The organism is Mesonia oceanica (genome assembly GCF_902499555.1).
GTDB lineage: Bacteria > Bacteroidota > Bacteroidia > Flavobacteriales > Flavobacteriaceae > Mesonia > Mesonia oceanica.
Genome location: NZ_CABVMM010000011.1, coordinates 17,342 through 42,331, shown reverse-complemented (window position 1 = coordinate 42,331; position 24,990 = coordinate 17,342). Strand labels below are relative to the sequence as shown.

At 33.3% G+C, this 24,990-nt stretch carries 19 protein-coding genes; 9 read left to right on the top strand and 10 right to left on the bottom strand.

Translation table 11 applies throughout. From position 1 onward, the window contains the following. Positions 1-93: 93 nt before the first annotated feature. From FVB9532_RS13725 to rlmB, 5 genes are all read left to right on the top strand, one after another. Positions 94-3,243 carry a SusC/RagA family TonB-linked outer membrane protein gene (locus FVB9532_RS13725; protein ID WP_228482351.1) on the top strand — a complete coding sequence of 1,050 codons (3,150 nt, stop codon included), beginning with the start codon at positions 94-96 and terminating at the stop codon, positions 3,241-3,243. 12 nt (positions 3,244-3,255) lie between these two features. Beyond that, positions 3,256-4,758: a SusD/RagB family nutrient-binding outer membrane lipoprotein gene (locus FVB9532_RS13720; RefSeq protein ID WP_150545754.1), complete on the top strand. Its 1,503-nt coding sequence runs from the start codon at positions 3,256-3,258 to the stop codon at positions 4,756-4,758. A gap of 19 nt (positions 4,759-4,777) precedes the next feature. Further along, a complete protein-coding gene (locus FVB9532_RS13715) occupies positions 4,778-5,410 on the top strand; it encodes a DUF5011 domain-containing protein (RefSeq protein WP_150545753.1) in 633 nt (210 codons plus the stop codon). Positions 5,411-5,421: 11 nt separating this feature from the next. Beyond that, positions 5,422-5,919 carry a lipid-binding protein gene (locus tag FVB9532_RS13710; protein WP_150545752.1) on the top strand — a complete coding sequence of 166 codons (498 nt, stop codon included), beginning with the start codon at positions 5,422-5,424 and terminating at the stop codon, positions 5,917-5,919. Between the two features lie 63 nt (positions 5,920-5,982). Then, complete coding sequence (gene rlmB / locus FVB9532_RS13705) at positions 5,983-6,714, top strand: 23S rRNA (guanosine(2251)-2'-O)-methyltransferase RlmB (RefSeq protein ID WP_150545751.1); 732 nt, start codon at positions 5,983-5,985, stop codon at positions 6,712-6,714. Here the strand turns inward: rlmB and FVB9532_RS13700 are convergent. Further along, complete coding sequence (locus FVB9532_RS13700; RefSeq protein ID WP_150545750.1) at positions 6,711-7,481, bottom strand: rhomboid family intramembrane serine protease; 771 nt, start codon at positions 7,479-7,481, stop codon at positions 6,711-6,713. The genes rlmB and FVB9532_RS13700 overlap by 4 nt on opposite strands. A gap of 76 nt (positions 7,482-7,557) precedes the next feature. Here FVB9532_RS13700 and FVB9532_RS13695 point away from each other — a divergent pair, with 76 nt between their 5' ends. Continuing rightward, the gene (locus FVB9532_RS13695; RefSeq protein WP_150545749.1) at positions 7,558-8,835 is read left to right on the top strand and encodes a replication-associated recombination protein A; all 1,278 of its coding nucleotides are present in this window, start codon (positions 7,558-7,560) and stop codon (positions 8,833-8,835) included. On the opposite strand, the gene FVB9532_RS13690 is transcribed toward FVB9532_RS13695, so the two are convergent. From FVB9532_RS13690 to FVB9532_RS13680, 3 genes are read right to left on the bottom strand one after another with little or no spacing between them, the layout of a single operon-like run. Next, positions 8,836-9,648: a hypothetical protein gene (locus FVB9532_RS13690; protein WP_150545748.1), complete on the bottom strand. Its 813-nt coding sequence runs from the start codon at positions 9,646-9,648 to the stop codon at positions 8,836-8,838. It lies immediately after the preceding gene. A gap of 1 nt (position 9,649) precedes the next feature. Further along, positions 9,650-10,336, bottom strand: coding sequence for a YjjG family noncanonical pyrimidine nucleotidase (locus FVB9532_RS13685; protein WP_150545747.1), 687 nt, complete (start codon positions 10,334-10,336; stop codon positions 9,650-9,652). Then, on the bottom strand, positions 10,320-11,633 hold the full coding sequence (locus FVB9532_RS13680) for a DUF7033 domain-containing protein (protein ID WP_194716554.1): 1,314 nt from the start codon (positions 11,631-11,633) through the stop codon (positions 10,320-10,322). The genes FVB9532_RS13685 and FVB9532_RS13680 overlap by 17 nt, the downstream gene beginning before the upstream one ends. A 99-nt stretch (positions 11,634-11,732) precedes the next feature. Here FVB9532_RS13680 and FVB9532_RS13675 point away from each other — a divergent pair, with 99 nt between their 5' ends. Next, positions 11,733-12,404, top strand: a complete 672-nt coding sequence (locus FVB9532_RS13675) for a hypothetical protein (RefSeq protein ID WP_150545746.1) — start codon at positions 11,733-11,735, stop codon at positions 12,402-12,404. A gap of 18 nt (positions 12,405-12,422) precedes the next feature. On the opposite strand, the gene radC is transcribed toward FVB9532_RS13675, so the two are convergent. Further along, positions 12,423-13,121: a RadC family protein gene (radC, locus tag FVB9532_RS13670; RefSeq protein WP_150545745.1), complete on the bottom strand. Its 699-nt coding sequence runs from the start codon at positions 13,119-13,121 to the stop codon at positions 12,423-12,425. Between the two features lie 52 nt (positions 13,122-13,173). On the opposite strand from radC, the gene FVB9532_RS13665 reads away from it, so the two are divergent. Next, on the top strand, positions 13,174-13,623 hold the full coding sequence (locus FVB9532_RS13665) for a DUF1569 domain-containing protein (protein ID WP_150545744.1): 450 nt from the start codon (positions 13,174-13,176) through the stop codon (positions 13,621-13,623). A 7-nt stretch (positions 13,624-13,630) separates the two neighbouring features. Here the strand turns inward: FVB9532_RS13665 and FVB9532_RS13660 are convergent, their stop codons facing one another. After that, complete coding sequence (locus tag FVB9532_RS13660; protein WP_150545743.1) at positions 13,631-14,983, bottom strand: UDP-N-acetylmuramate--L-alanine ligase; 1,353 nt, start codon at positions 14,981-14,983, stop codon at positions 13,631-13,633. A gap of 129 nt (positions 14,984-15,112) precedes the next feature. Then, positions 15,113-15,847, bottom strand: a complete 735-nt coding sequence (locus tag FVB9532_RS13655) for a tetratricopeptide repeat protein (RefSeq protein WP_150545742.1) — start codon at positions 15,845-15,847, stop codon at positions 15,113-15,115. Positions 15,848-15,953: 106 nt separating this feature from the next. Between FVB9532_RS13655 and FVB9532_RS13650 the strand changes: the two genes are divergently transcribed. Continuing rightward, positions 15,954-22,457, top strand: a complete 6,504-nt coding sequence (locus tag FVB9532_RS13650) for an alpha-2-macroglobulin family protein (RefSeq protein WP_150545741.1) — start codon at positions 15,954-15,956, stop codon at positions 22,455-22,457. Positions 22,458-22,688: 231 nt separating this feature from the next. Here FVB9532_RS13650 and FVB9532_RS13645 read toward each other — a convergent pair whose 3' ends face one another. The 3 genes from FVB9532_RS13645 to FVB9532_RS13635 all read right to left on the bottom strand — a co-directional run bounded on the left by FVB9532_RS13645 (position 22,689) and on the right by FVB9532_RS13635 (position 24,986). Then, the gene (locus FVB9532_RS13645) at positions 22,689-23,219 is read right to left on the bottom strand and encodes a DUF4136 domain-containing protein (RefSeq protein WP_150545740.1); all 531 of its coding nucleotides are present in this window, start codon (positions 23,217-23,219) and stop codon (positions 22,689-22,691) included. Between the two features lie 125 nt (positions 23,220-23,344). Further along, entirely contained in the window at positions 23,345-24,358 is a 1,014-nt protein-coding gene (gene obgE, locus FVB9532_RS13640; protein ID WP_150545739.1) for a GTPase ObgE, read from the bottom strand. Positions 24,359-24,413: 55 nt separating this feature from the next. Continuing rightward, positions 24,414-24,986 (bottom strand): adenylate kinase, encoded by a 573-nt coding sequence (locus FVB9532_RS13635; RefSeq protein WP_150545738.1) that lies wholly within the window; start codon positions 24,984-24,986, stop codon positions 24,414-24,416. Positions 24,987-24,990 lie beyond the last annotated feature (4 nt).

Sequence of the window (24,990 nt, the reverse complement as noted above, 5' to 3'; positions counted from 1 at the left end):
AATGCATCAAAATTGGATTTTTTTTAAAAAAAAGTTGGTATTTACACTATTATTATTCATTTTTGGTATTGGCTAATTCAAATAAATTATAAAATGAGAACAAAGTTTAGTGGAATTCTAACGCTACTATTAGCGTTTGTCGTGCAAATTACTTTTGCACAAGAAAAAACTGTTACCGGTATGGTAACAGATGGAGATGGTCTCCCTCTACCAGGGGTGAACATCATAGTACAAGGAACATCTTCCGGTACTCAAACCGATTTTGATGGTAATTACTCTATTGAAGTCTCTAACGGAGATGTACTTGAATTTAGTTATGTGGGCTTTGAAACCCAAGAAGTAACTATTGGTGGACAGTCTAGCTATAATGTAAGCCTAGAAGCCGGAAACCAATTGGAGGAAGTAATTGTAACTGCCGCAGGTATTGAAAGAGAAAAGTCTTCGATAGGTGCTGCTACAGCCACAATTCAAGCAGAGGAAATTGTTAAAGGGGCACAGTCTGATATTGCCAACTCTCTTAAAGGTAAAGTAGCCGGGGTTACCATTGCAAGTGCTTCTACAGATCCTGGCGCATCTTCTGGAGTGATTATCAGAGGGGTTAGTACTTTATCAGGAAGCAACCAACCCTTATATGTTATTGATGGTGTACCTATGAATAACCAAAGTGCATTTGATGATGATCTTAATGGAGGATATGACTTTGGACGAGGATCACAAGACGTTAATCCTGAAGATATTGAAAACATCACCATACTAAAAGGAGCTTCTGCTACTGCTCTATATGGTAATAGAGGAGCCAATGGAGTAGTGGTAATTACTACAAAAAAAGGAAAAGCCGGTAAATTAACGGTAGACTTATCTACAACCACTTTCTTTTCTAGAGTTAATAGAACCCCTAATCGACAAGAAACTTTTGGTCAAGGTTGGGATGCTGTTCACTATTTAGGTGAAAATGGTTCTTGGGGGCCAAGATTCGATGGTAAAACTAGAGTATGGGGAAATATCGTTAACAATTCACAACAACTAAAGCCATATTCTTTTCAAGAAGATCAAATGAGAAACTTTTTCACTACCGGTACATCTTATTTAAATAGTGTAGCCGTCTCTGGTGGTAATGAAAAATCAACTGCCAGAATGTCTTATTCTAATTTATCACAGGATGGTATCTACCCAACTGATGCAGATTCATTCGAAAGAAATAATTTATCATTGTCAGCAGATTCTAAAGTGGGCTTCCTTAATTTTTCAGGAAATTTAAACTATGTAAACACTTCAGGATCTAGTGTTGCTGCGGGACAAGGGTTAACTGTTTTCAACAACATCCTACAAACACCTACAGACATAAATATTTCTGGATTTAAAGATTATAATGATCCATTTAATAATGTTTCTAATTATTTCACTCCTTATGGAGTAACTAATCCATATTTTACCCTAAATGAAAATGGTTCTAAATATAATAAAGAAAGAGTATATGGATCATTTACGCTTGACCTGGATATTAATAGTTGGTCTAATTTAACTTATCGTTTTGGATTAGATACTTATAGTTCACAACTAAGAAAATGGGAAGCTATTGTTGATGCTGCTCCAGGCTCACCAAATGATGGGACTTCTACCGAATACCCTGGTTCCTATTATGAAAACCAATTAACTTACAAGCAATTAAATCATGATATCCTATATGATCTTAATTTAGATATCAATGAAAGTATTGGTGTGGTTTCTACCTCTGGTTTTAATATCAATATAAGAGAGAGTAATTCTCTTACAGCAGAAGTGGGTAGTCAAAATATTCCTGGTTTTTATAGTTTAAGCAATTCTGGTCAACAACCTCAAGCATCATCATTAAGGTCTACTCGTAAACTTTACGGTATTTTTAACACAACAACCTTTGATTTAAAAAATCAATTATTTTTAACAGGAAATATTAGAAATGACTGGTATTCTACACTACCGCTTGGCAATAATTCAATTTTATATGGAGGTGTAAATACAAGTTGGGTATTTACTAGAACATTTGATGGTTTAACTAGCTTTATGAATTACGGTAAATTAAGAGCAGGTTATGGATCTACAGGGGTTGATACTTCTCCTTATCTTGTAAATTCAGTATTTGTACCCGGTTCTGCAGATAACCAAGGATTTGCTAACCTAAACTTTCCATTAGGAGGTGTTAATGCGTATGAAGTAGGTAACAGAGCAGCAAATTCTAATTTAAAGCCTGAAACTAGAAAAGAATTTGAAGTAGGGGCAGAATTAGAATTCTTCTCTAACAGACTAGGAATTGACTTCACCTACTATGATTCAAAAGTAGAAAACCAAATCTTAGCCCTTCCATTCGCACCTTCTACAGGTTACACGAGTCAACAAGCTAATGTTGGAACCATTTCCAATAAAGGTATAGAAGCTTTAGTAACTATCACTCCAATCAAAACCAATAATTTTACTTGGAGAGCCTCTATTAATTTTGCAACCAATAATTCTAAGTTAGAAGAATTGGATGATAGAATAGATCAAGTATCATTAGCAGGATTAAGCACTACATCTCTTCTAGCAAGAGAAGGACAAACCATAGGTCTTATAGAAGGCTCTGTTCCCGCAAGAACTGATAGTGGCCAAATTATAGTAGATAGTAATGGTGTTCCTATTGCTGCTTCTGAAAAAGAAGTATATGGAGATACTCAATATGATTATACCCTTGGTTTTTCTAATAATTTAAGTTATAAAAATTTATCCTTAGATTTCACTTTAGACTCAAGACAAGGAGGGTTAATGTTTAGTAGAACTGCTAGTATTATGAGGTTTACAGGAAATTCTACAGTAACCATGTATAACGACAGAAGACCTTTTGTTGTATCAAACTCAGTACAACAAGTTCTCAATGACGATGGCTCCATAACTTACGTAGAAAATTCTACTCCTGTAGATAGAGAACATCAAGATGATTACTATAGAGCAGAAGCTCTAAATAGAGGTGAAGTTATCGATAAATCTTTTGTTAAATTAAGAGAAGTTGTAATTTCTTATAGCATCCCTTCAAAACTGTTAGATAAAACATTTATGGATGCATTAAGTTTTTCTGTGATAGGAAGAAATTTATTTGTATGGACACCAGAAGACAATCAATTTATTGATCCTGAAGTATCAACTTTTGGAACAGGTCTATCAGGTCAATTTGGTGAATTTGGTGCTAATCCTAGTACGAGAAGTGTTGGTTTTAGTATTAAAACGAAATTTTAAAAAAAAATGAAAATGAAGAATAATATAAAATTTTTGTTACTATCCTTATTGGTAGTGTTATACTCCTGTGATAGTGAATTAGATATTAACGAAGATCCTAATAGTCCACAAGAAATCGATGCGGGTCTAGCCCTATCGGCTGTTGAAGGATCATTAGTAACGGTAATGGGTGGAGATTTATTTAATTTAGGTGGAATATATGCCCAATATTATACTCAGTCTCCAGGAGCTAGTCAATATGAAAACATAGATACCTATAATATCAATGTAGATTATGCTAATAGACTTTGGACTGAACTATATGCTGGTGCATTAAATGATGCAAAGTTTGTACTTGACAAATCTGAAGAAAATGGTGAAACGGGAACTTATTTAATAGCTACTTGTTTACAAGCCTATACCTATCAAATCTTAACGGATGTTTTTGGGGATATCCCTTACACAGAAGCTTTAGAAGGTCAAAATAACCTATCTCCTATGCCCACTAGTGGAGAAGAAATTTATTTAGATTTAATAGCAAAAATAGATAGTGCTTTAGCTCAATACGAACAAAACCCTGTTGAAAGTAGTGTAGGTGCACAAGACCTTATTTATGGTGCAGATATGACAAGTTGGATACAATTCGCTAACACCTTAAAACTAAAGCTTTATATGAGAATGTCTTATACTTCTCAAAATAATAGTGCTGAAGTATTAGCACTTCTCAACAATGGTAACTTTATCACAGCAGATGCAAAGTTTGATGCTTTTATAGATGCTACTGATAAAAGAAACCCTTTCTATGAAGTACAAATAGCATCTACAGGTCTAGGTGATGTTAATAATGTAGCGAGTAATTCTTTACACGAATATCTAGAATCTAATTCTGATACCATCAGATTAAAAACTATATATAGAGCTAATAAAAATGGTGAGTATATAGGAATAGATCAAGGAGATGGTATTACTAGTAATTTTAGCAATCAAAAATCAAATGAATTTTCAAGACCTAGAGTTGCTCCACTAACCCCTGTTTACCTTATTACTTTATCTGAAAGTAGCTTTTTACAAGCTGAAGCTTTAGCAAGATATTCGGGAGCTGCTGCTGCTGAGAGTCTTTACAATCAAGGAATAGTACAATCTTTCTTGCTAAATATATCAAAAACAGAAGATTACACTAATACTGAAGCAGTTACTGTTGCTAATGAAATGATTGGTACTGGAGGAGCCTATGAATTTGATACAACAGTCTCTACAGAAGAATTGGTAGAACAAATTATCATACAGAAATGGGTTGCCCTAGCTGGAGTTAATAATATTGAAGCTTGGATAGAGACTACTAGAACTAAATTTCCTGAATTAGTTTCTAATACTCCAGATTATAGCTTAGGAAGAAGGTTGGTATCAGTAACATCTGTATTGCCAGGGAATTCAATTCCAAGTAGTGTTTTCTATCCTGACAATGAAGTTACAAGAAACTCCAACTTGAATCAAAAACAAAACTTACTTGTAAAAGTTTGGTGGGATCAAAAATAAATTAAAAAAAAAGAAAATTATGAACTTAAATATATATAAGCTATTTTTTGCTATTTCGCTTGGATTATTGATTGGATGTAGTCCAGAAGATCCTATAGAATCAGATATTACAAATTATGCCGTATTCCAAATGGAAGGTAAGCAATATTCTTTGCATCAATTAGGAGAAGATTATGTTGATCCGGGAGTAATTGCAACTGAGGATGGTAATGAAATAGAAGTAGAAGTAACCGGAGAAGTTGATTCCAACACACCAGGATTATACATACTTACATATTCTGCCACCAATACTGATGGTTACTCTGCCTCTACTGTAAGATATGTAGGTGTAGGAGATAAAGAAACTGCTACTAACAGAGATTTAACAGGAGAGTATCTATCAGGAAACGGTGGAGAAAATGAAGTCAGTAAATTTGCTGATGGTTATTACACAAATTCAGATGCATTACCTCCTAATGAGATAGGAATTTACATGATTGATTTAGGAAATGGCTCTATAGTATTTCCTACCCAAAGCTCTGACTTTGGTCCTATTATAGGAGACCCTAACATAGTCCCAGGTACAGGGGGAAGTGTTAATTCTGACACTTCTTTTTCCTTGGCCCTAGGTATTCAAGGAGGTGTATATGGAGTAACATTCACTAAACAATAAAAAGAAACAAAATGAAAAAATATTTTAAAATTATAGCATTGTTTTTTCTTGGATTTAGTATTATTTCCTGTGAAGACGATGGGTACGAAGATTTTAATGCTGGAGAAACAGCAGTACAAGGAGTATCAGGAGAATGGTACGTGAAGATTTTATTAGACAATCAACCATTAAGTGATTATTATCTGCTAGATACTTACAACACGGCTTCGAATTCTGCTGACACTCTATGGATCAATGATAATGGAAATCTTTACGATTTTAAGGTAAAAACACCAGTAACAAGTCTTGATAATAAAACTTTTGGTGGAGATAACTTAGTTAATCAAGTAGAAGATTACGAGATCAATGTTAATATAAATAACGGTAAAGTTTTAACTAATGAAGCTTTAACCGAAGCAGGAAATGTAAGTGACAGTATCTACTTTGAAGCTGAATTTTCTGATGACCCAGGAACTATTTATCAATTCGCGGGATACAGAAGAACTGGTTTCGTAGAAGATGAACATTAAACATCATATTTAATTGATTTAAACCACCTCAAAATTGAGGTGGTTTTTTTATTTTTACCCCCTATGAAAAATCAACAAATTTTTGGGATACATTCCGTTCTTGAAGCATTACATAGCGATCAAGAGATTGATAAAATTTTTATCCAAAAGAGTAGTAATAATTCCGGGATTAAAGAAATTACTTCTTTGGCAAGTAAAGAAGGTATCAAAATTTCTTACGTACCTATAGAAAAACTAAACAGGCTAACCAAAGAGAATCATCAAGGTGTTATTGCTAAAATATCCCCTATTTCATTTATTTCTATTGAAGAACTGCTGGAGACTACTTTTCAAAAAAATGAAAATCCTATTTTTTTGATCCTAGACGAGCTAACCGATGTGAGAAACGTAGGAGCTATTATTAGAACCGCAGAATGCACTGGAGTTAGCGGAATTATTTTACCAAAACAAGGAGGCGCAGCTATTAACGATCAGACAGTAAAAACCTCAACTGGAGCAATTTTTAATATTCCTATGTGTAAAGTAGATCATTTAAAAGATGCCCTTTTCTATTTAGCTTCTTATAATGTTCAAACAGTTGCCGCTACAGAAAAAACAGATCATTATATCTATAATGTCGATTTTAAAAAACCTACTGCTATTATTATGGGTAGTGAAGGAAAAGGTGTTTCTAAATCACTTTTAAAGATGGTGAATTACAAAGCTAAACTACCTATGAAAGGAGAAATCTCTTCTTTAAATGTTTCCGTAGCTTGTGGAGCTATTCTCTATGAAGTAGTAAGACAACGTTTTTAATTTTTGTTCTTATTTTCTTTTAATTCATATATAATTTTCACTTGCGCAATATTGGCTGTAGAATCTGAGGACTCTTCTTCAAAACTCTCCATTTCTGAACTTGGAATAAAATTTCCATCCTCATCAAAATGTTTCATAAATTCATCTTCCTCTTCGCTATAAGTTTCCTTTTGCCAATCGTATTTTTTTATTTCAATTACTTTAACTTTCCGGTAGATAAATGCCAAGGCAATACCAGTAATAAAACCTGATAAGTGACCTTCCCAAGAAACACCCGGCACACCGGGTAAAACTCCCCACACCAAGCTTCCATAGATAAAAACAATTATTAAAGAAAGTGAAACTAACCGATAATGCTTTGACCAAATCCCTTTAAAGAACAAGAAACTGGCCAATACATAAATTACTCCACTTGCACCTATATGAGTAGTTCCATGATCTGCAATCAACCAAGTTAAAAATCCACTTCCTAACCATCCCCACAAAAGCACCTTAAAGGCTAACTTTCTGTAGAAATAAAACAAGGCTAAACTCAATAAAAATAATGGAATAGTATTGCTATAAAGATGTTCTATACTTCCGTGAATAAAAGGAGAGCAGAAAATTCCCCTCAACCCAATTAAACTTTTTGGTTGAATCCCAAATGGGTTAAGAAAAAAACCAAACTTTACTTCTAACCAATAAACAATCCAAATTGCTAAAACCGCAGCTAATGGGATTCCTAAACTTATATGATCTAACCGATAAGAAGTATTTTCATTTTTCATTAAATACAAGATAGCAAAAGCTTAACCAATTCTAAAAACAGGTAAAATTGTCATTTTCAAATCCTACCTTTGTATTATGAGCAAACCATTAGCAGAACGATTAAGACCAGAAAAATTAGAAGATTATCTTAGTCAAACCCATTTAATAGGTGATAACGGAAGTCTTAAAAACCAGATTAAAAAAGGAATGATTCCTTCTTTAATTTTATGGGGACCTCCCGGAGTTGGTAAAACAACACTGGCTAATATTATTGCTAACGAAGCGAACCGACCTTTTTTTACCCTAAGTGCTATCAATAGTGGCGTAAAAGATGTTCGCGAAGTAATCGAAAGGGCGAAAAAACAAGATGGTTTATTCACCACTAAAAACCCTATCCTGTTTATAGATGAGATCCATAGATTTAGTAAATCTCAACAAGATTCTTTGCTAGGAGCAGTTGAAAAAGGATGGGTTACATTAATTGGTGCCACTACCGAAAACCCTAGCTTTGAAGTGATTCCTGCCCTACTTTCCCGATGTCAGGTTTACGTATTAAACGAATTTACCAAAGAAGATTTATTAGCGTTGATTAACCGCGCTATTGAAAAAGACAAAATTCTAGCAAGCTATCAAATTGAGTTAAAAGAAACAGCATCGCTTTTACGCTTAAGTGGTGGGGATGCCCGTAAACTACTTAATATTTTTGAATTAATTGTCACTTCTGAAGACACTAAAAAAGTAGTAGTGACTAATGATTTGGTCGAACAAAAAGTTCAGAAGAACACTGTTAGGTACGATAAAACTGGCGAGCAACATTACGACATAATTTCAGCTTTTATAAAATCTATTCGTGGCAGTGATCCCAATGCGGCAGTTTATTGGCTAGCAAGAATGATTGAAGGCGGAGAAGATGTGAAATTCATAGCGCGTAGATTACTTATTTTGGCAAGCGAGGATATTGGTAATGCCAACCCAACAGCACTTCAGATTGCCAATAATACTTTCCAAGCGGTTACGACAATTGGTTATCCGGAAGCTCGTATTATCTTGAGTCAATGCGCTATTTATTTAGCCACTTCCGCAAAAAGCAATGCGAGTTATATGGCCATTAATAAAGCACAACAATTGGTAAAGCAAACGGGGGATTTATCGGTTCCCTTATCGATAAGAAACGCTCCTACCAAGTTGATGAAAGATTTAGGTTATGGTGATAATTATAAATATGCCCACAATTATGAAAACAACTTCACACAAGCCGAATTTTTACCAGACGAGGTAAAAAACACCCTTTTATACGAACCCGGAAATAATAAAAGAGAAAAAGCCTTAAGAGAGTATCTCAAGGCTTTATGGAATGGAAAATATGATTACTAATTACTCTACTTTATAAAGTGTCGCTTTTTCTAATTTTCCGGTATCATTATTAAAATATTCAATTTCTAAATTGCCATCGTTGGTAAATTTCATTTTACCATTCATTTTTTCTGAATTAAATAAAATGGAATGATCACTCGTCACATTAATAAATGCTTTTCTATCTCCGCTCTCCGCATTAAGCATAATATAGCCAGCTTCAATTTTATCAATTTTATACTTTTCATTGAATAAAGAATAAGTCCCCGGTAAATTGTACTCAATCTTATCTACTTGAGTAATTTCATTTATTTCAGGTTCACTTTGTTCCGCTTTAACAGAATGTGTCTGATCGTAATTATTTTTACCATTGTATTTGTAAATAAAATTAGCGCTTCCAAAAACCTCAAAGGCTTCTTTTAAGGCATCTTTATAAGATTCTTCATAATTTTTTATCCGACTCTTTCCTTCACTTTTAAATATCACCTCATTATTACAATCTTTAAAAACAAGATCTAATTTAGTTTGAAGTGAGAAAAAACTTTCAGACTCACTTATTACATCAACATATAAAGCCAAACATCTATTAAATTTTAAATCGTTTGGCTTACTTTCAACATCCATATAAGTATCAAAACCCTCCTGATTTAATAGATACTTAGTCAATGAATTAAGCATATACTCATTATCTTCATCCTGAAATTTATACTGAATGGGAATTACTACGTATTTATAATAATTAAGCTTATCTATATTATATTTTTCTTGCGCTTTTGCTGAAAAACTGAATGAAACGATAAATACTAATAAAAAATATAATCCTATTTTTTTCATTTTAAATGAATTCTAAAAGTTGTTTTAATTTGTTAATTTTTTTTCCGGAATAATTGGAAGTTTGCACAGTCTCACCAAAAAGTACTGCTTTTATTCCAAAATTTTCTGCCCCCATTATATCGGCTTCCAAATTATCACCAATCATTAAACTTTCGGTTGGCAGTGCTTTTGCTTTTTCTAACGCATAACCAAAAATATCGGGATGTGGTTTTTTCACACCTGCTTCTTCAGAAGTGGTAACCGTCATAAAATAATCTTCAATTTTACTATTCTTCAATTTTAACACCTGAACTTCTGAAAATCCATTCGTAATAACGTGCAAAGAATACTTTTGTTGTAGATAATTTAATGTTGAATGAACATCTTCAAATAAATAATTATTCTTGGGTAAATGAGCAATATAATCTTCGGAAAGTAAATCTATCTGTTTTCTTTCTACCCTTATATTCATTGCTTTAAAAGTATCAGATAGGCGCCCATACCTTAACTCTTCTTTATTAATTCTATCATTCCTGTAATCTGCCCAATAGGTATTATTGATAGGAATATACAATTCTAAAAAATCTTCAATTTTTACAGGGACTTGATGCTTTTCAAAAATCTCCTGAAATGCCAACGAAGAATTCCGTTCAAAATCCCACAAGGTATGATCTAAATCAAAAAATATATGTTTAATACCCTTCTCCATGATCATTGAGAATATTAATTAGTTCTAAGGTTTTTTCTTTTTGCTGCTCTCCATCAAAATCTGAATTTTGAAATACCACCGATAAAATCCCACCTACTTGCTTTACTTCTTCTTTTATTTGCTGCAAACGGGTTTTCACTTCAAAGAATGAAAAATTGCAAAAAGAAAAACTGTTAAATGCCGGTGGATAAATAACCAAGGGAGAAATCCTTTCAAAATTAATATCGTAAAATAAAAACGGGCGGCAAGTACCAGCCCTAAAACCAGGAAGATCTACGAAGGCCATCGAATGGTCTTCTTTAATCTCTAACTTATCAAAATTATTATATAAGTTGGGTAAATTAATATCAAAGAAATAACTTAAACAAACTTCCAAAGGTCTATTGACAATTGACTCCCACCTATTTTTTTCTAATTTTAAAGTTTTAAAACTTGATAAGGCTTCGTAGCCCGGTAACAAACCTATCTTCCCATAATCGCCCATGGATTTGATAAGCGCGTGGTATTTTATTTTATTATAACTAATATTTTTACTATTAACACTATAATTGCTTAGTTGAAATAAAAAATACCAATACAGATTATTCTGCTTAGAAAATTTAATGAGATCTTCATAAATATCATAAGGATCTTTTTTAAGATACAATAAAACCTCTATACGTTCTAAAAACTGACTTATATCGAAAGTGAATAAATCACGAATACTGGCACCAATACTTCTTACAATGCCTTTTTTCTTATATTTATAGGCTTCTGCTACAGCTAGGATATTTCGGTTGGAATATTGTTTTTCAGGAAACTCAAGGTTATCAAAACGCTCCTTTAATATATTTTTAAACTTATGGGCCCAAATATCTACTACCGGTCTAGTAATAAAGTCTTTCTTATATGCTAAACTTTCTTTAGAAGGAAAACGACCATGCTCATCTTTTACGTGAGGCAAATACTCTTCATACCTGCTTAACATGTAAAAAGAAGCCGCAAAAATATCAAACGGAATGTCGCTATCTTTTGAAGTCCTAAAAAAACAAACCACGTCTCCCCATTTCCCTACTCTTACCTCTATATCGCTAAAACCTTGCTCGTTTAAAAGACCTGAAGATTGAATAAAAAACTCACTTCCCAGTTTTTGCTTCCCATAGGAGATTTTAACTCCATCATGAGCAATAAACTCTTCAATTTTTGAAGTAAACTTTATGTCTAACCCTAAAATATAAGTACAAATTTGCCGAAACGTATAGTTGATTCTAGGCGTTACAGCACTTACATAAATTAACAGTTTAGGGGTATCATTCATAAAATTTATTTAAAATCCAGTCTTAATTTAGCTTTTCATTAACATATAGCATATAACAAAACACTAAATTTATTATTGAACTTATTAAAAACCAATATTATGAAAAAAATTATTCTTTTAATGCTTTTAAGCATTCTAATGTCATGCTCAGTAGATGATAATTTAGATTCTGTTAGTGATAGCAATGAAATGAACGAAAGTCAAGAAAATGTACAAGAAGATTTAAACCTAAAAAATGAAAGAAATTATACTGCTAATAATTCTTTCACTTTAAGTAATTGTTTAACAGGCGAATTGGATCTTGATATTTTTTTAAACAGCGAAGTAGAAAAATCTGAATTTGGGGATGATTTACTTGGTATTATTAGTACCACTTATAGTTTTACCTATGATGGCGTTAGGCCCTTCACAGATGATAATTTCGACAATTCTTGTGATAGTTATTCTTTGAGATTAGAAATTGCAAAAGGAGATATTGACCCATCTACAGGAGAGCCTCATGGCATTCCAAGATGCTATGTTCTTAGACCTGTATCAGAAGCCTATCCTTTAGTCTATTACAACTTAAGCTTTTTTGGATCAAGCAGAAAATCATTTGATGTTTATACAAAAGGTTCTTGGAATTGCTTCTATTATCGTTTTATATTAGAAGGCGAAGAATGTGGATATATTTTTTATAAAGAGAACCCTTTTGACCCAGATAATCCTATTATGTATGACAATACATTCGACTGTAATGCATTTTCTGACTGGATATATTACCAATCTTAATTAAACCTATAAAAGAAATTATAAAATTCCTTTGTTAGCAAAACTAACAAAGGAATTTTGCGTTATAATCAAATGATCCAGCACTTTAATATCTAAACTTTCTCCACCGGCAATTAGTTTTTTGGTAAGTGCTTTATCTGCTTGGCTAGGGTTTAAACTTCCCGAAGGATGATTATGAACTAAAATTACTGCAGTTGCCCCAACTTCCAGTGCATTTTTAAAAGCCAAACGAACATCCACTAGGGTGCCTGTCATTCCGCCTTTACTCAATTGAAGTTTTTGTAAAATTTTATGGGAATTATTTAAGTAAATAATCCAGAATTCTTCGTGATTTAAATCACCTATAATAGGTTGCATTACCTCAAAGGCATCTTCTGCAGAAGTTATTTGCTTTCGTTCTACCGCTTCTTCTCCCCTTCTTCGCCTTCCTAATTCTAATGCAGCAACAATGGTCACAGCTTTTGCTTCACCAATACCTTTAAACTTCGTTAATTGTTTTACAGAAAGTTTTCCGAGCTCATTTAATTTATTTTCAGAAGCTGCTAAAATGCGCTTTGACAATTCAACTGCACTTTCATTTTTACTTCCTGACCCAATTAAAATAGCAATCAACTCTGCGTCGCTTAGGCTTATTTTTCCTTTATCTAGCAACTTTTCACGAGGGCGATCTCCTTCTGCCCAATATTTAATGGAAACTGGCTTATTGTTTTCTTGCATACTTAAAGATAAGAACAAAAAATAAATATTACTTTTATAGAAAACACTTTTTATGAAATCATTATTTGATACCTCTACATATCAAGAAATAAAGACGAGGTTAAAAGCTCTGTCTCCCGATGCGAAAAGAAATTGGGGTGAAATGGATGTCGCACAAATGCTTCATCATTGCCAAAAACCTATTTTAATAGCGATGGATAAAGAGACTATTAAGAAACCTCCTTTCCCATTAAACTTGATTATGAGAATAGTAAAGCCCACGCTATATAATGATAAGCCTTTAAAAAGGAACTTGCCTACGGCGAAAGAATTGATAGTTAATTCTGATAAAGATTTTATAGAAGAAAGGCAACAATTAGCTTTGCTTATCGATGAATTCCACAATCATAAAGATAAAGAAGACTGGAAACCCCATCCTATCTTTGGAAAATTCTCAAAACAACAATGGGGAAAAATGCAATACAAACACCTTAATCACCACTTTGAACAATTTGGAGTGTAATTTTTTTCTAAATCCACTCCTTCACCTGCTCAAAATCTAAACCACCATAATTCCCGCTACTCATAAATAAAATCACTGCGTTAGCGAATGACCCTGTTTTTAAATAGTTTTGAAATAATTGCGGATTGGTATAAACTTTTAAATTTTTATGCTGAAATGCTTCTTCTATTTGGGTAGCATCAATCTCTTGTAATTTTTTTAAGCGGACAGCTTCTGGCGAATAAAAAACAATGGCTTCATCGGCTGCCGCTAAAGTTTTTTCATATTGCTGAAGAAATTTTGTATCTAAACTGCTATACGTATGTAGCTCTAAACAAGCTACCAACTGTTTTTTGGGAAATTGCTCTTTTACGGCTTTTGTAGTTGCCTTTACTTTCGACGGACTATGGGCAAAATCTTTATATGCTAACGTTCCCCTCACATCACAAATTTTCTCTAAACGCTTTGAAGCTCCACTAAAGGTTGCTATAGCTTCATAAAAATCTTCTTCATCAATGCCCATATGTTGACAAATCCATTTAGCGCCCGCAAGATTATTTAAATTATGTTCCCCGAAAATTTCAATAGGCATATCACCTTCCGGGGTTTTTAAATAGGTCTCTCCATTTTCCACAAAATATTCTGGAGTTGAATACGGATGTTTTCTTGTAGGTTTGGTTGCACTTTCTGCAATTTCCTTTACTATTGGATCTTCTTCATTATATACCAAAATACTTCCATTTACCATAGAATCGGTAAAGAGTTTAAATTGCTCTATATAGTTCTCGAAAGAAGGGAATACATTAATATGATCCCAAGCAATTCCGCTTAGTAAAGCAATATTGGGCTGATATAAATGAAATTTTGGTCGAAGATCAATCGCAGAAGACAAATACTCATCTCCTTCCAACAGCATAAAATCGTTTTCATCGGTAAGATGCACCATGGTATCAAAACCTTCCAATTGTGCACCTACCATAAAATCTACCTCTTTATCGTGGTAATGCAACACATGTAAGATCATCGAAGTAATGGTAGTTTTCCCATGAGAGCCTCCAATCACTACACGGGTTTTATCTTTACTTTGCTCAAATAAAAATTCGGGATAAGAATAAATTTTCAGACCTAATTCCTGCGCTTTTTGCAATTCTGGATTGTCTTCTTTGGCATGCATCCCTAAAATTACCGCATCAAGCGCTGAAGTAATTTTCTCAGGAAACCAACCCATTTCTTCCGGTAACAAGTCGGCTTTTTCCAATCGGGATTTTGAAGGTTCAAAAATCGCATCATCACTTCCGGTTACCTCATCTCCTTTTTCGTTTAAAGCCAATGCAAGGTTATGCATAGCGCTTCCGCCAATGGCAATAAAATGTACGCGCATAGAATAGTTTTTAGTTGAAAATGTAAAGATATTAATTCAAGAGCGATTATCAATAGCCGAAGTCATCGAGATTCCTTTTCATTGAGATTGAATAAGGAGAGGTTCAATAGAAAAAAATAATAAAAATTCTTACGAAAATTTACTTACAAAAGAAGTCCAATTTGCATGAGGATGAGCTTTTTTAGCTTCTTCCAATAAATTTTTCGCTTTATGATGTTCCTTGGTATTTTGTAAGTATAGCTCTAAAAGTTTTTCATAACAAGTAACCGAACCTCCAACTCTTAGTGCATTTTTAAAATACTTTTCGGCTAAACTGAAATCTTCTTCCTTTCTAGCGATAAATCCTTTGGCCAACCACCCATCCACTTCACTTATTTTTTGTAATTGATAGGCATATTGATAAGCAGTTTCTGAACTTCCTCCCAAAATGCCAGGCAATTCCATGTATAATTCTACTAATGCCCAACGTACTTCGATGTGCTTGGAATCTAATTGAGCTGCTTGTTTCAAGTAATATTTGATATCTGAAATGTAAAACGCTGCTTGCATTTTAGAAAGTGTAAGCGCTTTCATTCCCAAAGCACCTCCATATTTAAAATTATAATTAGCGCTTTCAGGATATTTTTCAACTAAATACTCATAGTAATCTAAAGCTTCATCCCATTCTTTTTGGTGAGCTGCAATATCCCCTAAATATTCTTGTGATTTGGGATAATTGGCAGAACTACTTTCTACCTCCTGAAATTTAGATTTTGCTTCTAACCATTGTTCATTTTTAAAAAGCTGTTCCCCTTTTTTAAATGAATTTTGAGCGGTTAAAACGCTACTGAATAAAATAAATATGTAAATGATTAAATTTCTCACAGGCTAAAAATAGCAAAAGTGCTGCCAAAATATCCTAAGAATTTCGAAAAATACACCTTCAACAAAAATTAAGAATAATATGTATCTTTAGCCAAATTCCAATCTTATGAAAAAATTCTACTTGGTGAGCGTTTTATTTTTAATGCTCTCTCAAACCAACTTTGCACAACAAAAATTTGATAAATGGTGGAATGAAGTTGAAGAATTAGAACTGTTAGGAAAATCAATGAGTGCTTTTGAAAAAGCGCAAAAAATTAAACAAAAAGCTCATCGAAAAGAGAACCCACAGCAGTTCTTGAAAGCATTTTTATACGTTGCTAAGTATAAGCTAATCTTAAAAAAAGATGGTCAAGAAGAAGTTTATCAAGATTATTTAGAGGAAATTGAACAACAAAACTCCCCTACTCAACAAATCCTTTATTCTTATTTAGCTGAAAGTTTAAACGACTACTATAAAGAGAACCGTTACCGAATAAGGCAACGGACAAAAATAGATTCTACAGGAAGTGATTTTTTTACTTGGAGCGAAGCTGACTTTAAAAAGAATATTTATAAATATTACGAGCAATCATTAACAGATGAAAATGAGCTAATCAAAACTCCGTTAAAAGATTTTACCGAAGTTTTGAATTACGGAGAAAACTACAATCAGTACCAAAGTACTTTATACGATTTATTAGCTAAACGCTATATTGATTTTTTAAGAAATAATACTTACAATCCTTTTTCTAAAAAGACCCATTATTTAAACAATAAAGGTTTATTTGAAACTCCGGAAGATTTTGTAAAGATTGATTTATCTCACATAGAAGACGGGACCAATAAAATAAGAATCTTAGAAACTTACCAAAAATTAACCTTATTACACCTTCAACAAAAAGACTCTTTATCGGTATTAATTACCACTTTAGAACGCTTAGGGTATGTAAAGCAACAAGGCTCTTACACTAATTCTAAAGAATTATACGAAAAGGCTCTTCAAAATCTACTTGAAAATGTAAATAGTGACAATGAAAAAGCTTGGGTACGTTATAAACTGGCGGAGTTTTATTATAAAAATGCCGACAAGTATAAAACGCCAGATTACCTCAACAAAAGTCTTAGTTATATTGAAGAAATAAAAAATAAAATACCAAATTCTTACCCTGGCAAAGAAGCCCTAAAAATTGAAAACGCGATTACTTCCTCTCAAATTACGATTAAAACAAAACAGAAACCATTACCAAACCGTAAGTTTCGCGCTTTAGTAGAATTTAAAAATACAGATAGTTTATATTTAAAAGTCTACAAAACACCTTCGATTTTTATTGATCTCTACAATAGCCGCCTTAAAGATTCTATCGTTAAGGATTTATATGAAAATGCTGAAGTGTTTCAGCAGCAAGAATTTCAGCTTCCAAAAATTGAAAATCATTTCTCTTATTCTACAGAACTCTTGTTAGATGAATTGCCTGTAGGAAATTATATATTGCTGTTCAGTATTCATCAAAATCCTGATCTTGAAAAAGAAATTTATCAGTTTCAACAATTAAAAATCACTGATCTATCCTATACACAATTCGATTTTTTTGAAAATCAACAACTTTATATAACTAATCGAACCACTGGAAAACCGCTAAACAATGTAGAAGTAATTTTAGATGAAAGACCTTCAAAAATTTATACTTCAGACGAAAACGGTTTATTAAAAATACGCTATTCATCTTTAAAAAATTACTACCAAAAAGACATTAGTCTTTTTTATAAAGGTGACACTTTAAAAAGTACCATTAGATTCAGGAATAATTCTCACCATAATAGAAACTCCAAAAAAGATCCTCAAATTAGAAGTCATTTATTTACTGACCGAAGTATTTACCGTCCTGGCCAAACCATTTATTTTAAAGGAATACTTTCTTTCCAAAGTGAAAGTAAAGTTTTACCTAATGAAATGGTTCTTATTGAACTTCATGACACTAATCATGAGTTAGTAGATAGTTTAAGTATTACCACCAATCAATTTGGTTCTGTTCAAGGTGAATTTAAAATCCCAAAAAATGTACTCTCTGGCAATTTTAAAATTAGTTTAGATGAAAACTTCAAGGTAAGTTCCCCTCATTTTAATACGTATTTCAAGAAGACCGATAAAAATATTCAAGTTGAAGAATACAAACGCCCGAAATTTGAAGTTGAATTTAAGCCAATCGATGCTACCTATGTTTTAAACGATTCTATTCAATTAAAAGGAAAAGCAAATGCATTTTTTGGAGGAAACCTAACCAATGCTAAAGTGAGTTATACTGTTGACAGAATATCGAATTACAATTATAGATATTACTATCCCTACGCGAATCATTCTTCAGAAAGATTAACAACCGGTGAGACTACTACCGACAATAAAGGAAATTTCAAAATCAATTTTAAAGCCATTCCCGATGAAGATATTGATTCAGAAAAAAACCCTGTTTTTTCTTACCAAATAAATGCCACAGTAACTGATGTAAATGGAGAGACACACACCGCTCAACAAACCATAAGAGCGGGGTATCACGCTACAGAAATAAAAATCCAATCACCTTATGAAACTATTGTCGGAAAAAATCAGAAATTAAAAATTTCAGCTAGAGATTTAAATAATTTAGCATCTCAAGCTGAAGGAGAGTTAAAAATTTTCAAATACATTCAACCTGAACGAATTTTAGCCGATAGAGGTTGGCAAGCTCCAGATATTCAACAAATACCTAGGGAAGAATTTATTAATTACTTCCCTTACACACCTTATGATAGTTTAGACCTAGAAAAAAATTGGCCTAAAAAATTAATTTCTACTATTCCTTTAAAAATCGATTCTATTGCGACTATCAATATTGATGACTATAAAAACGAATTAAAAACCGGCTATTATCATTTAGAATTTAAAGGAAAAGGGAAATTAGGCTATTCAATAGAAGCCCAGAAAAAATTAAACATCATCAACCCTAAAGACGGTCTCGATCAATTAGACAAAGAATTCATCACTTATACTTACGAGCTAGAAAAAACGAATGGAAAACAAAAAGTCATAGTCAATTTCACAACTCCACTAGATAGCCTGCCTATTTTACTGAATATTGCTTTTGACGATAAGCTGGTAGAGCAAAAAAGCATTCAACTTACGCGAGGTGAAAATTCTTTTAGTTACTTTATTCCTAAAGATACCGACAATGTTTATTTAGAATATACTTTTAATCAGCTTGGCTACTATTATACAAATAATGAAAGTATTCACGTTCCACAGCCCACAGAAATAAATAAAAATCTTGAATTTGAAATAATCTCGTTTAAAAACAAACTCGAACCCGGCAGTCAAGAAACCTGGCAATTAAAAGTAATCGATCATAATAAAAAAGCAGCAAATGCAGAAGTTTTAGCGAGCATGTACGATGCTTCTTTAGATGAATTTGTTTCTCACGATTGGCAGACCCAACTCTATAAAAAGCCTTATTACTATAAAGGCAATGGTTTACCAAATTCAAGCATCGGAATTAATAATTTTCACACAACAAACTTTTATAAAAGCAACTCTTACTTTCCTTTCTATTACGGTAATCATTTTACATATACAAGCTTTAAAAACTTTGGTTATAGCTTTACCAATTCCTTTAATAGCAATAAAATATATTTAAGAAGTTTAGTAAAAGAAACAGAAAAAAAAGATGGCTATGTTTCTGGAACAATAAAAGATGATACCGGTTTACCGCTTCCGGCAGCAAATGTGGTTATTAAAGGAACTTCAACAGGAACCCAAACCGATTTTGACGGAAATTACACCATTGAAGCTAATCCCAATGATATTTTAATAATTAGCGCTATTGGCCATAGAACCATAGAACGAAAAGCAAATCAGGCTGGATTAATTATAATGCAGGAAGACGTATCTACTTTAGAGGAAGTTGTCGTAACAGGTTTTGACAACGTAGACAAACGTTTATTCACCGGTGCTAATTCTACTATTAATGCTGTAGCAAATGTTACTGCTACGTTAGAAGGAAAAGCAGCAGGAGTAAATGTTACTGGCACTTTTGGCGCTTCTCCAAAAATAACCATTCGTGGAGCTTCTTCTATCTATGGCGAGAACAAACCGTTAATTGTTATAGATGGTAAAGTAATTGAAGAGTCTTCTAATATAAACTTCAATGATTTATCGGCTGGAGAATTTTCAATAGAAGGAATCAACGCTAAAGATATTGCCTCCATCAATATAATCAAAGATTCAGCCGCTACTGCTTTATATGGTGCTCGTGCTTTAAATGGAGTCGTAATTATTACAACAAAAGCCGCTGAAGAAGAATTACAACAAGTAGAAACGAGGACCAACCTAAAAGAAACCGCTTTCTTCTTTCCGCAGTTAAAAACCAATAAAAAAGGAGAAGTTATTTTTGAGTTTGAGAGTCCCGAAGCCTTAACCCGTTGGAATTTTCAAGCCTTTGCACATGATAAAAATTTACATCAGGCGAAACTCAACTTAACAACGATTACCCAAAAAGACCTCAACATTATTCCTAACTTTCCTCGCTTTTTTAGAAGTAAAGACACCGTGATTATTTCTGCTAAAGTGAATAATTTATCGAAAAAAACTCTTCACGGAATGATTCAACTGGAATTCACCGATGAAGTTACGCAAGAGAAAATCACACTCGTTACGGATAAAAATAGGGTCAAAAATTTCAGTATTTCTCCAAAAGGAAATTCTGAGGTCAGTTGGACCTTAGCCATTCCTGAAGGACTTTCAGCAGCGCGTTATCGCATTGTCGCTAAAGCCGGAAACTTTTCAGATGGCGAAGAAAATATAATTCCAGTACTTTCTAATCGAGTTTTCATCACTGAAACTCTCCCTATTTGGGTGAATCCCAACCAGAAGAAAAGCGTGACTTTCAACAACCTAAAAAACAATACTTCTAAAACTTTAGAAAACCATCAATTGGTGTTTGAATACACTTCTAATCCTGCCTGGACGAGTTTACAAGCACTTCCCTATTTAATTGAATATCCATACGATTGTGCCGAACAGACGTTCTCGAAAATGTATGCTAATTATTTAACCACGGTTCTTCTAGAGAAAAATCCGGAAATAAAGAAAACACTTCAGCAATGGAAAAATCATAAAACGGAACTTTCAGCTTTCAATACCAATGAAGAATTAAAGCAAATTGTATTACAAGAAACGCCTTGGTTAAAAGATACTGAAAGCAAGAAAGAGCAACAAAAACGCTTAGCGCAACTGCTAGCCGTTAACGAAACTAAAACAAGAACGCAGCAAGCCTTAAACAAACTTTCAAACCTTCAATTAAGCTCCGGGGCTTTTCCTTGGTTTATTGGTGGTAGAGCTAACCCGTATATTTCGTTGCACATTTTAAAAGGAATGGGAAGACTGCTAAGTATTTCCCCTGAACTAGAAGAAAATGATACTTTCGATGATATCACCACCGATCTTCTTATTTATCTTGATGACGAGTTTTTAAAAAGAAAATTTACTAATGGAGACTTAAAATTTTCTACAGATGAAATCAATTACGTTTATGCTAGGAGCTTTTTTTATGGATTTAAATATCAAAAATTTGAAAATTTCAAAGAAAAATTATTAGAAGACTTAGAAAAAAATTGGATTTCATTACCTATTCAATCTCAAATGACTTTGGCTGTTATAGCTCATCGTTACAACAAACATAAATTAGCCACTACCATTTTAGAATCACTTAAAGAAAACGCAGTTATCGATTCTGAATACGGAATGTACTGGAAAGAAGTAGTAAATAGCCGTTATTGGTATAATGCGCCAATCGCTACCCAAGCTTTAGCAATAGAAGCATTTGCAGAAATCAATAAAGATCAAGAAGCCATTAATCAATTAAAAACTTGGTTATTAAGAAACAAAAAGACAGAAGCTTGGAGTTCTACAAAAGCTACTACTGAAGCTGTTTATGCCCTATTGATTCAAGGTAACAAAGAATACCTAAATGCTGAAGCCCCTATAATTAAAATAGGTAATCAAAAATTAGATATAAAAAGTGATCAAAAAACAGGCTATATAAAAACCTCTTTCCCAGCAAAAGAAATTTCTAAAGATATGGCTACGGTAGAAATTAAAAACAATTCAGATTCGCCACAATACGGTGCTTATTACTGGCAGTATTTTGAAGAATCAGACCAAGTGGAAGCTAACCATCAACAAGAACTTCTTATTGAAAAAAAATTATTTAAAAAAGTAGAAAATGATAGTGGATCAAAGTTAATTCCTATTGAAAAAACATCCTTAAAAATTGGAGATTTAGTGACCGTTAGATTAGTGATTAAAGCGAAAGAAGACTTCAGTTTTATGCACTTAAAAGATATGCGTGCTGCCGGATTAGAACCCGTAGATGTACTTTCTGAATATAAATGGCAAGATGGTTTAGGCTATTATCAAAGCACCAAAGATGTGGCTACTCACTTTTTCTTTGATGAAATTAAAAAAGGAACTTATGTTTTTGAATATCATTTAAGAGTAAACAATCCAGGAAATTTCTCTAACGGATTTACGCAACTGCAAAGTATGTACGCCCCAGAATTTAAAGTACAAACTGAAGGAAGTCGAGTAAAATTGAAGGAATAATTGAACTTGTCATATTTCTATTAGCTTTTTGACGCGTGCAACAAAATCTGGTAGTATAAATGATATTAGTTTAGATTCTAAAATAAAATTATTGATCTTTCTTGTTTTCGTCAGTCCGTGCTTAAGATAGAAAAGCTATTCTTCAAGTAACAGCCCCTGAATCAAGTTCAGGGTGACGGCAAGTTTTATGATCAATTAAATAGAATATAAGAATAAGTTCCTCCTGAAGAACTATTCTTCTGGCGGATAATTTTCTAACGCTTTTTCTACTACTTCTGTAAAAAAATACATCCGTTCTTCCGGACTGGCATTTTGATTGAATTTATGTTCTACTACGCCCTGCCAATATAACTCATCATTTTCAGCATTGGTAAATTCCAAAGTGATACTCATATATAAGCTGGAACCACCTACAGGAATTCCACCGGATATTCCTCCTCCCACGGCTCCACCGCCACCGCCAACACCTAGACCAATACTACTGTTGCTTTGTTTTTCAAAAACTTCTGTATAGAAATTTATTTTAAAATCTGGATTGGCAGAAGATATAAATCCACGTTTACTCAATCCTGTATTTAAGGCTTCTATTAATCGCTCTTCATCAAGTTCACTTAAACCGGTTTCTATTTGATCATAGAAATTATAAGATTTAAACTGATCAAAATTCACTTTGCGATCGTAATCAAAATATGCTTTAGGTCCTCCACAAGAAGTTAAAAGCACTATAAAGAGTAAACTTATAAAAGGTAAGAATCGTTTCATTGTCTGTAATTTAGTCTACTAAAAATAACAAAAACTATCTTCTTATTGCTCAATATAACCTATCATTAACAAAAAAGCGGAAACTTAAAACAGTTTCCGCTCTCTCAATTTTCTATTGATGGTGGTTAATGCTCGGGATCTTTATTCAAAATTTCCCAAAGCTTATCTTTTAATTCTTGTAAACCAGTTTGTGCTACCGAAGAAATAAACACATAAGGAACTTCTTTAAAAGCTTCCTTCAATTGTTCATTCAATTCGGCTTTTAATTCTTCATCTAACATATCGGTTTTCGAAATTGCAATCAATCGGTCTTTATCCAACAATTCCGGATTGTACCGGCGCAATTCATCTAATAGAATTTCATATTGCTTTGCTACATCTTCTGCATCACAAGGCACTAAAAACAACAAAGTAGAATTTCGTTCAATATGTCTTAAAAAGCGATAGCCTAAACCTTTCCCTTCTGCGGCTCCTTCAATAATTCCAGGAATATCGGCAACGACAAAAGTCTGGTAATCACGATGCTTTACAATCCCCAAATTAGGTTTTAAAGTCGTAAACTCATAATTCGCAATTTTAGGCTTTGCAGCTGTAATTACTGAAAGTAAAGTAGACTTGCCTGCATTTGGGAAACCAACTAAACCTACATCGGCCAATACTTTTAGCTCTAACGTTATATCTCTTTCTTGACCTTCTATTCCAGGCTGTGCATAACGCGGCGTTTGATTGGTAGAAGATTTAAAATGCCAGTTTCCTCGACCGCCCATTCCTCCTTTAGCTATAATAATCTCCTGTTCGCTATCCGTAACTTCATCAATTGTTTCATTGGTATCGGTATCTCTAATTACCGTTCCCAAAGGAACATCTACATAAATATCTTCTCCATCTGCTCCTGTGCTTCGTTGTTTTCCTCCATTTTCTCCATGACCCGCTTTAATGTGTCGCTTAAAACTAAACTCATAAAGCGTCCATAAATCTTTGTTACCACGAATAATGACATGACCACCACGACCGCCATCACCTCCATCAGGACCTCCCTTGGCTATATATTTTTCACGATGTAAATGCATAGAACCTTTCCCTCCTTTTCCAGAGGAAACATGCAATTTTACATAGTCAATAAAATTTCCGTCTTTCATATTCCTTCTCCACTGCTGTGGAAATTTTTAAAATTAAACCTACTCTAAGTAAGTTTTATAATTGATCTATCACTTTGCTTAAGCGTTGGGTAATCTCATCAATGCTTCCTACACCATCTACCCCAAAGTATTTGTCTTGTTTTTTGTAATAATTTTTAAGAATGGCTGTTTCGTCGTAATAAACTTTAATACGATTTCTAATTACATTTTCGTCGGCATCATCAGCACGACCGGAAGTTTTTCCGCGTTCCAATAAACGTTGTACTAAAACCTCATCCTCAACTTCTAAAGCAATCATGGCGTTAACCGAATCGTTCTTGCTTTCTAATAATTTATCTAAAGCTCCTGCTTGAGCTTCAGTACGAGGGAAACCATCAAAAATAATTCCTTTGGCTTCAGGATGCTTATCAACTTCTGCATTTAGCATGTTAATGGTTACCTCATCAGGTACTAACTGACCTTTATCTATAAAAGACTTGGCTTTTTTACCCAATTCTGTTTCATTTTTCATGTTGTAACGAAAAACGTCTCCGGTAGATATGTGTACCAATTCATATTTCTTTTTTAAGATATCTGCCTGTGTTCCTTTTCCGGCTCCCGGAGGGCCAAACAATACGATGTTTGTCATTTAG

Coding starts and splice junctions, on each gene's coding strand:
- FVB9532_RS13725 (WP_228482351.1), top strand. CDS start 94: ATGAGAACAAAGTTTAGTGGAATTCTAACGCTACTATTAGCGTTTGTC.
- FVB9532_RS13720 (WP_150545754.1), top strand. CDS start 3,256: ATGAAGAATAATATAAAATTTTTGTTACTATCCTTATTGGTAGTGTTA.
- FVB9532_RS13715 (WP_150545753.1), top strand. CDS start 4,778: ATGAACTTAAATATATATAAGCTATTTTTTGCTATTTCGCTTGGATTA.
- FVB9532_RS13710 (WP_150545752.1), top strand. CDS start 5,422: ATGAAAAAATATTTTAAAATTATAGCATTGTTTTTTCTTGGATTTAGT.
- rlmB (WP_150545751.1), top strand. CDS start 5,983: ATGAAAAATCAACAAATTTTTGGGATACATTCCGTTCTTGAAGCATTA.
- FVB9532_RS13700 (WP_150545750.1), bottom strand. CDS start 7,481: ATGAAAAATGAAAATACTTCTTATCGGTTAGATCATATAAGTTTAGGA.
- FVB9532_RS13695 (WP_150545749.1), top strand. CDS start 7,558: ATGAGCAAACCATTAGCAGAACGATTAAGACCAGAAAAATTAGAAGAT.
- FVB9532_RS13690 (WP_150545748.1), bottom strand. CDS start 9,648: ATGAAAAAAATAGGATTATATTTTTTATTAGTATTTATCGTTTCATTC.
- FVB9532_RS13685 (WP_150545747.1), bottom strand. CDS start 10,336: ATGGAGAAGGGTATTAAACATATATTTTTTGATTTAGATCATACCTTG.
- FVB9532_RS13680 (WP_194716554.1), bottom strand. CDS start 11,633: ATGAATGATACCCCTAAACTGTTAATTTATGTAAGTGCTGTAACGCCT.
- FVB9532_RS13675 (WP_150545746.1), top strand. CDS start 11,733: ATGAAAAAAATTATTCTTTTAATGCTTTTAAGCATTCTAATGTCATGC.
- radC (WP_150545745.1), bottom strand. CDS start 13,121: ATGCAAGAAAACAATAAGCCAGTTTCCATTAAATATTGGGCAGAAGGA.
- FVB9532_RS13665 (WP_150545744.1), top strand. CDS start 13,174: ATGAAATCATTATTTGATACCTCTACATATCAAGAAATAAAGACGAGG.
- FVB9532_RS13660 (WP_150545743.1), bottom strand. CDS start 14,983: ATGCGCGTACATTTTATTGCCATTGGCGGAAGCGCTATGCATAACCTT.
- FVB9532_RS13650 (WP_150545741.1), top strand. CDS start 15,954: ATGAAAAAATTCTACTTGGTGAGCGTTTTATTTTTAATGCTCTCTCAA.
- FVB9532_RS13645 (WP_150545740.1), bottom strand. CDS start 23,219: ATGAAACGATTCTTACCTTTTATAAGTTTACTCTTTATAGTGCTTTTA.
- obgE (WP_150545739.1), bottom strand. CDS start 24,358: ATGAAAGACGGAAATTTTATTGACTATGTAAAATTGCATGTTTCCTCT.
- FVB9532_RS13635 (WP_150545738.1), bottom strand. CDS start 24,986: ATGACAAACATCGTATTGTTTGGCCCTCCGGGAGCCGGAAAAGGAACA.